Origin of the sequence: Micromonospora sp. NPDC049151, assembly GCF_040648395.1 — a bacterium.
Classification (GTDB): Bacteria; Actinomycetota; Actinomycetes; order Mycobacteriales; family Micromonosporaceae; genus Micromonospora.
In genome coordinates this window covers 70,552-83,160 of record NZ_JBEZDP010000016.1, presented here as the reverse complement: position 1 = coordinate 83,160, position 12,609 = coordinate 70,552, and the positions used below count along the sequence as shown (strand labels likewise).

Annotated in this window: 8 protein-coding genes and 2 pseudogenes; 4 read left to right on the top strand and 6 right to left on the bottom strand. The window is 71.7% G+C overall.

Features of this window, described 5'->3' with window-relative positions:
* The first annotated feature begins 89 nt into the window (after positions 1–89).
* From AB0B20_RS19480 to AB0B20_RS19470, 3 genes are all read left to right on the top strand, one after another.
* Complete coding sequence (locus AB0B20_RS19480) at positions 90–1,415, top strand: polysaccharide pyruvyl transferase family protein (protein ID WP_357390850.1); 1,326 nt, start codon at positions 90–92, stop codon at positions 1,413–1,415.
* Positions 1,416–1,455: 40 nt separating this feature from the next.
* Positions 1,456–2,091, top strand: coding sequence for an alpha-ketoglutarate-dependent dioxygenase AlkB (locus tag AB0B20_RS19475; protein WP_357472183.1), 636 nt, complete (start codon positions 1,456–1,458; stop codon positions 2,089–2,091).
* A 95-nt stretch (positions 2,092–2,186) separates the two neighbouring features.
* On the top strand, positions 2,187–3,524 hold the full coding sequence (locus AB0B20_RS19470; RefSeq protein ID WP_357390846.1) for a solute carrier family 23 protein: 1,338 nt from the start codon (positions 2,187–2,189) through the stop codon (positions 3,522–3,524).
* A 375-nt stretch (positions 3,525–3,899) separates the two neighbouring features.
* Here the strand turns inward: AB0B20_RS19470 and AB0B20_RS19465 are convergent, their stop codons facing one another.
* The 4 genes and pseudogenes from AB0B20_RS19465 to AB0B20_RS19450 form a co-directional block, all read right to left on the bottom strand.
* On the bottom strand, positions 3,900–6,224 hold the full coding sequence (locus AB0B20_RS19465; protein WP_357390861.1) for a DNA topoisomerase (ATP-hydrolyzing): 2,325 nt from the start codon (positions 6,222–6,224) through the stop codon (positions 3,900–3,902).
* A gap of 441 nt (positions 6,225–6,665) precedes the next feature.
* Positions 6,666–7,439: pseudogene (locus tag AB0B20_RS19460) on the bottom strand (LAGLIDADG family homing endonuclease); the annotation flags it as partial.
* A pseudogene (locus AB0B20_RS19455) lies at positions 7,428–7,688 on the bottom strand (DNA gyrase subunit A); the annotation flags it as partial. The pseudogenes AB0B20_RS19455 and AB0B20_RS19460, both read right to left, overlap by 12 nt.
* Positions 7,689–7,721: 33 nt before the next feature.
* Complete coding sequence (locus AB0B20_RS19450; protein ID WP_357390844.1) at positions 7,722–9,836, bottom strand: DNA topoisomerase IV subunit B; 2,115 nt, start codon at positions 9,834–9,836, stop codon at positions 7,722–7,724.
* Positions 9,837–10,127: 291 nt separating this feature from the next.
* Here AB0B20_RS19450 and AB0B20_RS19445 point away from each other — a divergent pair, with 291 nt between their 5' ends.
* Positions 10,128–11,399, top strand: a complete 1,272-nt coding sequence (locus AB0B20_RS19445) for a hypothetical protein (RefSeq protein ID WP_357472180.1) — start codon at positions 10,128–10,130, stop codon at positions 11,397–11,399.
* A gap of 43 nt (positions 11,400–11,442) precedes the next feature.
* On the opposite strand, the gene AB0B20_RS19440 is transcribed toward AB0B20_RS19445, so the two are convergent.
* Positions 11,443–12,075 (bottom strand): methyltransferase domain-containing protein, encoded by a 633-nt coding sequence (locus AB0B20_RS19440; RefSeq protein WP_357390840.1) that lies wholly within the window; start codon positions 12,073–12,075, stop codon positions 11,443–11,445.
* Positions 12,075–12,512 carry an Rrf2 family transcriptional regulator gene (locus AB0B20_RS19435; protein ID WP_357390838.1) on the bottom strand — a complete coding sequence of 146 codons (438 nt, stop codon included), beginning with the start codon at positions 12,510–12,512 and terminating at the stop codon, positions 12,075–12,077. The genes AB0B20_RS19440 and AB0B20_RS19435 overlap by 1 nt, the downstream gene beginning before the upstream one ends.
* Between the last annotated feature and the right edge of the window lie 97 nt (positions 12,513–12,609).

Here is a 12,609-nt window from a genome sequence, read left to right as displayed (position 1 = left end):
GGCGGCGGATAGGATTTCCCCTCCTGCACGCGCGGGCGCCCACCCGGCTCCCGCCGCACGCCGTGCCGTACGGAAGGTGAGCGAACCGGATGCACCAGCGGATCCTGCTCCGCGCCCGCAAGGGCGCGTTCGACGTCCTCACACCGGAGGAGACGTTCGCCGGCAACTGGATCGGGGACAACAGCGGCAACCTGGTCTTCAGCCACGCCGCGCACAAGCTGCTCGCCACCTCCACGGCCGAGATCACGCCGACCCGCAACCCGGCCGACCCGCGCCTGGCCGACGAGATCAACGAGCGGTACGACGTCTTCGTGGTTCCGCTGGCGAACGCGTTCCGCCGCAGCTTCGTGCACCGCCTGACGCCACTGACCCGGCTGATCGAGCGACTGAAGATCCCGGTGGTGGTGCTCGGCGTCGGCGTGCAGACGAACGTCGACGGCGACCGCGAGTACCTGCGGCCGATCGACGAGCCGGTGCGCGCGTTCTGCAAGGCCGTGCTGGACCGGTCGCACAGCATCGGCGTGCGCGGCGAGGTGACCGAGAGCTACCTCAACGCGCTGGGCTTCTCCGCGGTGGAGCAGATCGGCTGCCCGTCGATGTTCCTGCACGGCGACTCGTTCCACCTGGAGAAGACCCGCCCGGAGCTGACCGCCGAGTCGAAGATCGCGCTCAACATCTCCCCGTACGTCCGGTCGATGGCCCCGGTGGTCCGCCGCCACCAGGAGCGCTACCCGAACCTCTGCTACGTGCCGCAGGACCTGCGGACACTCGGCACCCTGCTCTACGGCGACGCGCCCGAGCACCGGGGCCAGAGCAGCGACATCCCGCTGCACACCTCGCACCCGCTGTTCGCCGAGGACAAGGTGCGCATGTTCGTCGACCCGTGGACCTGGTTCTCGCACCTGTCCGGCTACGACTTCGCGTTCGGCACCCGCATCCACGGCACCATCAGCGCGCTCGTCGCCGGCACGCCCGGCTACCTGTTCGCCCACGACTCGCGCACCCTGGAACTGGCCCGCTACTTCGGCATCCCGCACCGGATCATGCGGGACGTGCCGGCCGACGTCGACGCCGCCGACCTCTACGCGGAGGCCGACTACAGCGCGCTCAACGACGGCCACAAGGCCCGCTTCGAGACGATCACCGCGTTCCTGCGCAAGCACGACCTCGGCACCTCGTTCGCCGACGGCGACAGCGCCGCGCGCTTCGACCGCCAGGTCAGCGAGACGGTGTTCCCCCCGGCCGTCCGGCCCGCCGCCACCACCCCGCCGGCCGAGCTGCTGACCCGCATCGAGCGGCTGCGCGACGAGAACGCCAAGCTCACCGGCACCATCGACGCGCTGCGGTCGCAGCAGCTCCGGGAGCGGATCAAGCAGGCCGTCCCGGGCAAGGTCCGCCGGATGCTGCGGCGCTGACCGTCGTACGCCTGTTCGAGGGCACGGTACGATCGGCTGCGTGTCCGACGCGTACCAGCCCTCGATGCTCGACCTGGCCGAGCAGGGCCCGGCTCTGGGCCCGCTCGCCGGGGCGCTGCGCCGGCACGAGCTGAGCCGGGGCGCCTGGGTCGACCACCTGCCCGGCTGGGTGCGCGGCTCCGACGCGGTGCTCGACACGCTGCGCCACGACGTGCCCTGGCGGGCCGAACGCCGCACGATGTACGACACCGAGGTCGACGTGCCCCGGCTGCTCTGCTGGTACGCCGCCGGCCGGCCGCTGCCGCACCCGGTGCTCACCGCCGCCCGCGACGCGCTCACCCGGCACTACGCGCCCGAGCTGGGCGAGCCGTTCGTCACCGCCGGCATGTGCCTCTACCGCGACGGGCGCGACAGCGTGGCCTGGCACGGCGACACCCTCGGCCGCTCCGCGCACACCGACACCATGGTGGCGATCGTCTCGTTCGGCTCCCCCCGCGCGCTGCTGCTGCGCCCGCGCGGCGGAGGCGGCGGCAGCCTGCGGTTTCCGCTCGGCCACGGCGACCTCGTGGTCATGGGCGGCTCCTGCCAGCGCACCTGGGAACACGCGGTGCCGAAGACCACCCGCCCGGTCGGCCCCCGGGTCAGCGTCCAGTTCCGTCCCACCGGCGTCGCCTGAGCCCGGGCCGGGCCCACGACCCCGCAGGGCACCTGCTAGAAACAACTCTCAGGGTCGATCACGCCCCCGTCACCCGATGACGCGAAGGGCGCGCGATGACCCAGTCCCCCACTTCCCGCTGGTCCCCGTGGACACTGCACGGCGACGGCCGCCAGGTACGCCCCGGCGACGTGGTCCAGCCCGACGAACGGCTCTCCTGGCCGCGCACCGTCGGCGTCGGCGTGCAGCACGTGGTCGCCATGTTCGGCGCCACCTTCACCGTCCCGCTGATCACCGGCTTCCCGCCCGCCACCACGCTGCTCTTCTCCGGCATCGGCACGCTGCTGTTCCTGCTGATCACCGGCAACCGGCTGCCGTCGTACCTCGGTTCGTCGTTCGCGTTCATCGCGCCGGTGCTGGCGGCGAAGACCGACGGCGGCATCGGCGCGGCCCTCGGCGGCATCGTGGTCGCCGGCGTCGCGCTGGCGATCGTCGGCGTGGTGGTGCAGGTGGCCGGCTCCCGCTGGATCGACGCCCTCATGCCGCCTGTCGTCACCGGCGCGATCGTCATGCTGATCGGCCTCAACCTCGCGCCGGTGGCCTGGGACGGCGGCGGCTCCGGCACCGGCGTGAAGGCGCAGCCGCTGATCGCCGTGGTGACGCTCGTCGCGATCCTGCTCACCACGGTGCTGTTCCGCGGCTTCGTGGCGCGGCTGTCGATCCTCATCGGCGTGGTGGTCGGCTGGGTGCTCGCCGCGCTGACCGGCAACCTCGACCAGCAGGCGGTCAGCGGCCTGCGCCAGGCGGCCTGGATCGGTTTCCCCGAGTTCCACACGCCGAGCTTCGACGTACGCGCCGTCGTGCTGGTCATCCCGGTGATCCTGGTGCTGATCGCGGAGAACGCCGGGCACGTCAAGGCGGTCGCCGCGATGACCGGGCGCAACCTGGACCGGGACATGGGCCGGGCGCTGCTCGGCGACGGCGTCGCCACGGTGCTGGCCGGCTCCGGTGGTGGTTCCGGCACCACCACGTACGCGGAGAACATCGGCGTGATGGCGGCGACCCGCGTCTACTCCACCGCCGCGTACTGGGTGGCCGGCGGCACGGCGATCCTGCTCGGGCTCTGCCCGAAGTTCGGCGCGCTGATCCTGACCGTGCCGGCGGGCGTGCTCGGTGGCGCCACCACCGCCCTGTACGGCCTGATCGCCATCCTGGGCGCCCGCATCTGGATCGAGAGCCGGACCGACTTCCACGACCCGATCAACCTGTTCACCGCCGCGGTAGCGGTGATCATCGGTGCCGCCAACTACACGCTGACAGCGGGCGACCTGTCGTTCAACGGCATCGCGCTGGGCACCGCCGCCGCCCTGGTCGTCTACCACGGCATGCGCCTGATCGCCCGTCTGCGCGGCACCACCCCCGAGTCCCGCCAGTCCCCCGAACCCGAACTCTGACCCGCCCCCTCGCCCCGTTGATCATGAGGTTGACGGCACCCGGTATCCGTTTTGTCGCCGCCAACTTCATGATCGACCGTGCGGGCGGGCGCCCGACCGCCAGAACGCCCTCGGACGCCCCACTCCGGTGATCAAGGAGTTTGCGGACGTCAAGAGGCGCGGAAGACCCACAAACTCCTTGATCAACGGGCGGGGAGAGGGCGACCGGGTTGCCGGAGCGCCCCGAAATTCGCCAGCGCCCGGAGAGCTGCCACCGGGCCGCCCGCTCCGGTGATCAGGAGTTTGGGGACGAACGGAAGCGGAAGAAGGCCGCAAACTCCTTGATCAACCGAGGCTAGGCGAGAGGCGGGCGGGGTGCGCCGCCCGCCGCTGCCGTCAGTCTCGGTCGAGGTGGTGGCCGACGACCGTCGGGCCCAGCATCACGGCGAAACCGGAACCGTCGCGGCGCGGGTCGGCCGGGGGCAGTTCCACCGGGTCGCCGGTGGCTGTCGCACCCACCGGCCGCGGACCGATCCAGGCCACCGACAGGTCCTCCTCACCCTTGAGGAACCGCTGCGCTCGCACGCCGCCGGTCGCCCTTCCCTTCGCCGGGTACGCCTTGAACGGCGTCACCTTCACCGTCGCGCCGGTCGAGGTGACCACCATCGGCTCACCGTGCGCCGCGTCGTCGGTGCGAATCGCGCCGAAGAAGACCACCCGCGCGTCGCCTGGCAGGTTGATGCCGGCCATGCCCCCGCCCTTGAGCCCCTGCGGGCGTACCACAGATGCGGCGAAGCGCAGCAGCGACGCCTCCGAGGAGACGAACGCCAGCGTCTCGGCGCCGTCGGTCAGCCAGGTCGCGCCGACCACCTCGTCGCCGTCGCGCAGCGAGATCACCTCGAACTCGTCGGAGCGGACCGGCCAGTCCGGGGCGCACACCTTCACCACCCCCGCCCGGGTGCCGAGCGCCAGACCGGGCGAGCCCTGCGCGGACGGCCCCAGCGGGGCGAGCCCGACGACCGTCTCGCCCGGCTCCAGCGGCACCAGTTCCGCCGCCGACATGCCGCCGCGCAGCGACACCGTGCCGGACTGCTCCGGCAGCACCGGCAACGGCAACACGTCGATCTTGAACGCGCGCCCGGCGCTGGTCACCAGCAGCACGCGGCCCCGGGCGGTGGAGTGCACGATCGCGCGTACCGCGTCGTGCTTGACCCGGCCGCTGCGCCGGCGCGCCTCGGCGGCCTCCTCCGACTCGGCCGCGGTCCGTGCCACCAGCCCGGTGGCGGAGAGGATGACCTGGCACGGGTCGTCGGCGACCTCCAGCGGACCGGCGGGCACCGAGGCGGCGAGCACCTCCTTGAGGTCGCCGTCGACCAGCGTGGTGCGCCGCGGCGCGCCGAACTGCTTGACCACGGCGGCCAGCTCGTCGGAGACGACCTTCCGCAGCACCTTCGGGTCGTCCAGGATCTTCGACAGCTCGGCGATCTCGCCGCGCAGCTTCTCCTGCTCGGCCTCCAGCTCCAGCCGGTCGTACTTCGTCAGCCGGCGCAGCGGAGTGTCCAGGATGTAGCTCGCCTGGATCTCGGAGAGCTTGAACTTCTGCATCAGGCCGTCCTTGGCGGCCTGGGCGTCCTCGCTGGCGCGGATCAGCTTGACCACCCGGTCGATGTCGAGCAGGGCGATCAGCAGACCGTCGACCAGGTGCAGGCGCTCCTCCCGCTTGCGCTTGCGGTACGCGCTGCGCCGGGTCACCACCTCGTAGCGGTGCGCCAGGAACACGTCGAGCAGCTCCTTGAGCCCGAGCGTGCGGGGCTGGCCGTCGACGAGGACCAGGTTGTTCACGCCGAAGGACTGCTCCAGCGGGGTGAGCCGATAGAGGTCGGCCAGCAGCGCCTGCGGGTTCACGCCGACCTTGCACTCCACCACGAGCCGGGTGCCGTTCTCCCGGTCGGTGAGGTCCTTGACGTCGGCGATGCCGGTCAGCCGCTTGGTCTTGTTCACCTCGTTGGTGATGGCCGCAATGACCTTCTCGGCGCCGACGCCGTACGGCAGCTCGGTAACGGTGATGGCCTGCCGGCCGCGGCTGCCCTCCAGCGGGCCGATCTCCACCCGCCCGCGCATGCGCACCACACCGCGCCCGGTCTCGTACGCGCGGCGCACCTCGTCCAGGCCGAGCAGCAGCCCGCCGGTCGGCAGGTCGGGGCCGGGCACGAACTCCATGAGCTTGTCGAGTGTGGCGTCCGGGTGGTTGATCAGCCAGCGGGCGGCCTGGACCACCTCGCCGAGGTTGTGCGGGATCATGTTCGTCGCCATGCCGACCGCGATGCCGGACGCGCCGTTGACGAGCAGGTTCGGGAACGCCGCCGGCAGCACCGTGGGCTGGGTCAGCGAGCCGTCGTAGTTCGGCTCGACGTCGACGGTGTCCTCACCCAGCTCGCCGACGAGCAGCATCGCCTCCCGGGACATCCGGGCCTCGGTGTATCGCGCCGCGGCCGGGCCGTCGTCCGGGCTGCCGAAGTTGCCGTGCCCGTCGATGAGCGGGACGTTGAGCGAGAAGTCCTGCGCCAGCCGCACCATCGCGTCGTAGATGGCGGTGTCGCCGTGCGGGTGGTACTTGCCCATACAGTTGTGCACCACGCGGCCCTCCGCGACGAACGCGTGTTCGTCGGAGCCGACCTGGATATCGTACGTGGTGTCGGCAGGAATCCGCTCGACCGACATCACCCGTAGGAAGGATCGGCCCGAAAGTGCCTCGAGCCGTCTCGCGAGCGGAGACCCGATGCGCCGGAGTTTTCGGATCCATCCATCCCGCTCGGCACGCCAGAGCGGGAATGAACGCTCCGACAGCGGCACGCCGTTACGGTCCTTGCCGTAACGGATCTGGCTACCCGCGCCCGAAAGTGATGATCGGAACGCCTTGCCGGCCTCGTCCCGGAACCAACCGCCCCCCTGGTGGGCGTCGGCGAATTCCTTGATCACCCGCGCGTACGGCAGCCGGTCGTTGCCCTGCTTGCCGCCGTACTGATAGGTCAGGTCCACCACCTTTTCCAGACCTGCGATCTTGTAACCGATCCGCACCCAGGGCAGCAGCATCTCGGCCAGAGCGGCGGCATCACGCCCGCTGAAGGACAGGCCGAGAAGGCGTTGAAAGCCGTCTCGTGCGCTGGTCCAGTAGTGCCCGTGCAAGCCCAGGTCGGCCAGCATGGAGTTGATCTGCCGCACGAGCGTCTCGCTGGTACTGACGAAGACGATCTCCCGGAAGCGCTTGCGGACATAACCGTCACCGTCGAAGAATCCGGCAAGGAAGGGGGCCCATGCCGAGCGGTTCTCGAGGACATCACTCGGCACACGCTTGGCACTGCTCAGCGGTCCCCCCGCTTCGAGCAGGCCCTCGTGCCTCGCGAACGTGACGATGTGCTGATCGCGGTGCCGCGGATCAGTCGCCGTCCTCTTGCCTCGGCTGACGTTGAGCCCGTTGGCGATCGCCCAACCATGTGCGACGTCGAGCGGTTCGACGTCACACATGTGCACTCGCACACGACCGTCAGCCGAGCGAGCCCGGTCGACGGCGAAGCCCTCCGCCACCACCAGCCCACGGACGTAGTCGTAGGGAGTGCCGCCGGGGGCGGCGGCTTTCCTGCGGGCACCGCCGTACGCGAGCGTGAGGTGCCCGGTGAGTTCGGACGCCTCTACCCAACGAACGGACAGGTCCTCGTCGACCACGCGAAAACGCTGACCCGGCGTGACCGACATGGTGTGCCCGTTGTCCCAGGTGACCCGAACCAGCTCCGACTGCGGGTTTCGGTAGGCCGCCACGACCGGAGTGGCGACTCCGTCGCCGTCGAGCACCGTGTCGCCGACCTCGATCGACTCGATCGGCCGAAGACCGGTCGGTGTCGACACGAGCGTCCCCGCGACGAAGCAGTCGCCGACGATCCGGGCGCTCTTGACGTGGCTGCGGTCCGGCCGGTGGCCCTGCTCGTACATCGACCACAGGATGCGCCGGTGCACCGGCTTGAGCCCGTCGCGCGCGTCGGGCAGGGCGCGGGAGTGGATGACCGAGAACGCGTACTCCAGGTAGGAGTCCGAGACCTCGGTGACCAGCGGGTTGTCGAAGACGCGGGCGCCGGCCTGGTCGAAGGCGGCCAGGTCCGCCTTCGCGCGGTCGTCCTTGCGGCGTGCCATGGTGTGCGTTTCCTTCCGAGACGAACCCGTTGGTCAGGCGTCGATGGCGTCGCGGTCGACGCGGTCGGCGGAGTCGATCAGCCAGTTGCGGCGGGGCTCGACCTTCTCCCCCATCAGCAGTTCGAGGATCCGCTCGGCGGCCTCGACGTCGTCCAGCGTGATCCGGCGGACCGCCCGGGTGGCCGGATTCATCGTGGTCTCCCACAACTCGTCGGCGTCCATCTCACCGAGGCCCTTGAAGCGCGGGATCGGCGTGACGATCTGCTTGCCGGCCTTCTCCAGCTTGCGGACCGTCGCCTCCATCTCGGCCTGGGTATAGGTGTAGACGGTCTGCGGGTTGCGCCCCTTGGTGGTGATCTTGTGCAGGGGCGGCATCGCCGCGTAGAGCCGCCCGGCCTCGATCAGCGGCCGCATGTAGCGGGCGAACAGCGTGATCAGCAGGGTACGGATGTGCGCGCCGTCGACGTCCGCGTCGGCCATGATGAGGACCCGGCCGTACCGCAGGGTGGACAGGTCGAACGTCCGGCCGGAGCCGGCGCCGAGCACCTGCACGATCGCGGCACACTCGGCGTTGTCCAGCACCTGCTGGAGGCTGGCCTTCTGCACGTTGAGGATCTTGCCGCGGATCGGTAGCAGCGCCTGGTATTCGGAGGACCGCGCGAGGCGCCCCGTCCCGAGGGCGCTGTCGCCCTCCACGATGAACAGTTCACTTCTCTCGATGCCCGCGGCCCGGCAGTCGACGAGCTTGGCCGGCATGGCCGCGCCCTCCAGCGCGGTCTTGCGGCGGGCGGCGTCCTTCTGCTGCTTCTGGGTGAGCCGGACCCGGGCCGCGTCGACGATCTTCTGGAGCACCGTCCGGGCCTCGGCCTTGGTGCGGCGGTCGTCCAGCCAGCTCTTGAGGTGCGCCTCGACCAGGCCCTGGAGCACCTTGGTGATCCCGGCGGTGGACAGCTCGTCCTTGGTCTGCGAGGTGAACTGCGGCTCCGGGATGCGCACGTGCACCACGGCGGTCATGCCCTCCAGGACGTCGTCCAGCGTGGGCGCGTCCTCCTTGGGCTTGAGCAGGCCGCGGGCGTTGCGGGCGGCCTCGGCGAGGGTACGGGCCAGCGCCCGCTCGAAGCCCTTGCGGTGGGTGCCGCCGTGGGCGTTGCGGATGGTGTTCGTGAAGCACTCGACGGTGCGCTCGTAGCCGGTGCCCCAGCGGAACGCCACCTCGACCTCGGCGCGGCGCTGCACGTTGGACTGCATGACGCCGTTGGCGTCGGCGGCGTTCTCCCGGTAGGTGCCCTCGCCGGTGACCAGCAGCGTGCCGGAGACCGGCCGGTCGCCGGCCGGGGCGAGGTATTCCACCATGTCGGTGAGCCCGTCGGGGAAGTGGAAGCGCTCCTCGACGGGTTCCTCGCCGGTCTCGTCGCGCAGCCGGTAGGCCACGCCGGGGACGAGGAAGGCGGTGTTGCGCAGCTTGAGCCGGACCGCCTCGGTGTCGAGCGCGGCGCCGGTCTCGAAGTAGCGGGGGTCGTGCCACCAGCGGATCGAGGTGCCGGTGCGCTGGCCGCGCTTCATCGCGCCGACGATCTGGAGGCCGGGGCCGGGTGTGAACGGCGCGTCCGGGCCGTCGCCGTCGAAGACGCCCGGCACGCCGTGGCGGAACGACATGGCGTGGACCTTGCCGCCGCGCCGGACGGTGACGTCGAAGCGGCGGGACAGCGCGTTTACCGCCGACGCGCCGACGCCGTGCAGGCCGCCGGAGGTCTTGTAGCCGGAGCCGCCGAACTTGCCGCCCGCGTGCAGGCGGGTGAGCACCAGCTCGACGCCGGAGATGCCGGACTTGGCGTGCACGTCGGTGGGGATGCCACGGCCGTCGTCGTCGACCTGGACCGAGCCGTCGGCGTGCAGGATCACGTCGACCTTCGTGGCGTGACCGGCGACACCCTCGTCGGTGGAGTTGTCGAGGATCTCGTTGACGAGGTGACCCACGCCACGGCTGTCGGTCGAGCCGATGTACATGCCGGGGCGCTTCCGGACGGCGTCGAGGCCCTCCAGATGCGTCAGGTCGTCGGCCCCGTAGAGGGTCTCAGGCTGTGCGGTCAACTGGTCGTACTCCCAGGTCTCGGCGGTGTGGTGCCGTTCACCGTGTGATCCCCCCACGATGATCGCCGGGCGCGGCGCGCCGCAGCGAGCCTAGCCGGGTGCCCCGACAGGTCGGCGGCACCGGGGCGGTGCGTTGCGCGATCGGCCTCGCCGCCGGGTCCGCGCCGGGGCCGCGTAGGGCGGCCCGGTGGGACGGGCGGAGCGTCCAGGCGGCACAACGACCCGGGCGCCGGATGTCTTCCCCGACGAGGGGCGGCGGATGTCGGGGCATTGACGTCCGTCACACGCGCGTGATCTGATCACCACCCCAAAGAATCTTTCACATTTCGATGTTCTGGGAGGTCGGGCATGTCCGTGTTCCGTCGTTCCGTGCTCGCGGCGGCGCTGGCGCTCGCCACGGTGGCGTCACCCGCCGCCGCGGCGCCCGCCCGGCAGGCCACCGCCGCGCTGCCCACCGCCGCGCTGCCCACCGCCGCGGTGGCGCTGGGTGACAGCTTCATCAGCGGTGAGGGTGCCGGGGCGTACGCGCCGGTGGTGGACGTCAACGGGGTGGCCCAGGGCTTCCCCGGCTGGTCCGCCGCCAACGCCAACGCCTACTTCTGCCACCGCTCGCCGAACGCCTCGCTGTTCCAGGCCGACCTGCCCGGCATCTCCGCGCGGTTCAACCTGGCCTGCTCGGGCGGCCAGCCGTACGACATCGCGAACGCCTCCGCCACCCGGACCAAGGGACGGCAGGTGGCCGCCCAGCTCGACCAGCTCCGGTCGGTGGCGCGGACCCACGACATCGACCTGGTGCTGGTCGGCCTCGGCTCGAACAACAGCTCGTTCACCTTCGGCAGCGTGGCGGAGAAGTGCGCCAACCGGTTCATCGCCGACGCGTGGACCGGCTGGTGGGAGTTCTGGGCGTACCTGGGCGGGCCGGTGGAGCAGAAGCCGTGCACGGACGCCGACCTGGGCACCGCCGCGCAGTTCGCCGCCGCCACCGCGGAGACCACCACGGCGCTGCGGCAACTGCTCACCACGCTGGACCAGATCGACGCCGACGGGCAGCACCGGGTGGTGTTCCAGGACTACACGAACCCGCTGCCGTTCGAGCTGGACCAGAGCTACTGGACCGAGGACAGCCGCGACGACACCCGGGACAAGTTCCGCGCGCTGGGCGCCGAGCGGTACGCGGCCGGCTGCCCGATCCACCGGGCCAGCCTGGCGCCCGGACACCGCTTCTCCCAGGGGCTCGGCACGCTCGTCAGCTCGGTACGCGGCACGCTCGCCGCCGAGTTCCCGCAGGACGACCTGGTCTACCTGAACGTGCAGCGCGCCTTCGACGGCGCCCGGCTCTGCGAGTCGACCGGTAGCCCGGGCAACGCCCTGGCCACGCCGATCCGGCTGATGGACGGCCCGACCGGCACGTTCGTCACCAGCCTGTCCGGCTACGACAAGCTGGACATCCAGCGCATCGCCAACGCCTGCGGCACGTACTTCCAGACCTGCCAGGAGTCGTGGCACCCGAACGCCGCCGGGCACAAGGTGCTCGGCCGGTGCCTGGCCGGTGCGGCGGCGACCGGCGCCCGTACCGTCGCCTGCGTCCGCGCCCCGGGCGGCACGGTGAGTGTGAGCTGAGAAGCGTCGGCCGGCGTTCCGCGGCGCGGGACGCCGGCCGGCCTCAGGCCCGGATCGCGGCGCCGAGGACGTGCGGCGACGCCGGTGCGGGCAGCCCGGTCGGCGGGAAACGGAAGCGGTCCAGCTCGGTCACCGTGAACCCGGCGGCCCGGATCGCGGCCACCGTGTCCCGGGCGGTGTGGCAGCCGGCGCAGAACAGCGGCCACAGTGTCGCGTCGGCCAGGCGCTGGGCCCGGCGCAGGCCCGGTGTCTGCGCCACCACATGTTCGTAGAAGCGCAGCTCGCCCCCGGGCCGCAGCACCCGGCGCGCCTCGGCCAACGCGACCGCCTGGTCCGGCACCGAGCAGAGCACGAGCGACAGCACCACCGCGTCGGCGGCGCCGTCGGCGACCGGCAACGCCTCGGCCAGCCCGGCGGCCACCGTCACCGGCACCGGGGCGCCGGGGGCGGCGGCGCGGGCCAGGGCACGCAGGCGCGGTTCCGGCTCGACGGCGAGCACCCGGGTCACCCGGGACGGGTAGTGCGCGAGGTTGCGCCCGTTGCCGGCGCCGACCTCGACCACGCGGCCGTGCAGCCCGGCGACGAGGCGGGCCCGGTGGCGGGCCATACCGGCCTGGTCCATGGCGACGCTGGCGCGGGCGAACAGCCGGGAGAAGATCGGATGGGAGACGGCCATCAGCGGACCACCGGTGGGGTGCCGAGGCTGAGCAGGATCGGGCCGGCGGCGCCGTCCACCAGGGCGCCGAGGCGTACCCCGTCGAGCACGGCGAGGAAGGCGGCCTGCGCGCGGCGCAGCTCGCCGCGCAGCCGGCACTCCGCGACCAGCGGGCAGACCGGCTGTGCGCAGTCGACCACCTCGCCGTCGCCCTCGAAGGCGCGGACGACCTGGCCGACGGTGAGGTCGCCGGCGTGCTCGGCGAAGGCCACTCCGCCGGAGCGGCCCCGGATGGTCACCAGGACGCCGATGCGTTGCAGCCGCTGCACCACCTTGGCGACGTGGCTGCGGGGCAGCTCGAGCCGGGTGGCGAGCTCGTCGACGGTGGCCCGGACCGGGGACGCGGCGGTGAGCATGGCGATCCGCAGCGCCATGTCGGTCGACCGGTTGAGCCTCACGCACCGACCCTAGCCATTCGGTGCCGTCAGCGACACAAGCAGATTCACGGTGACCCATGCCACCACGCTCCCGGGACCTTCGACCCTAAAGAGGACT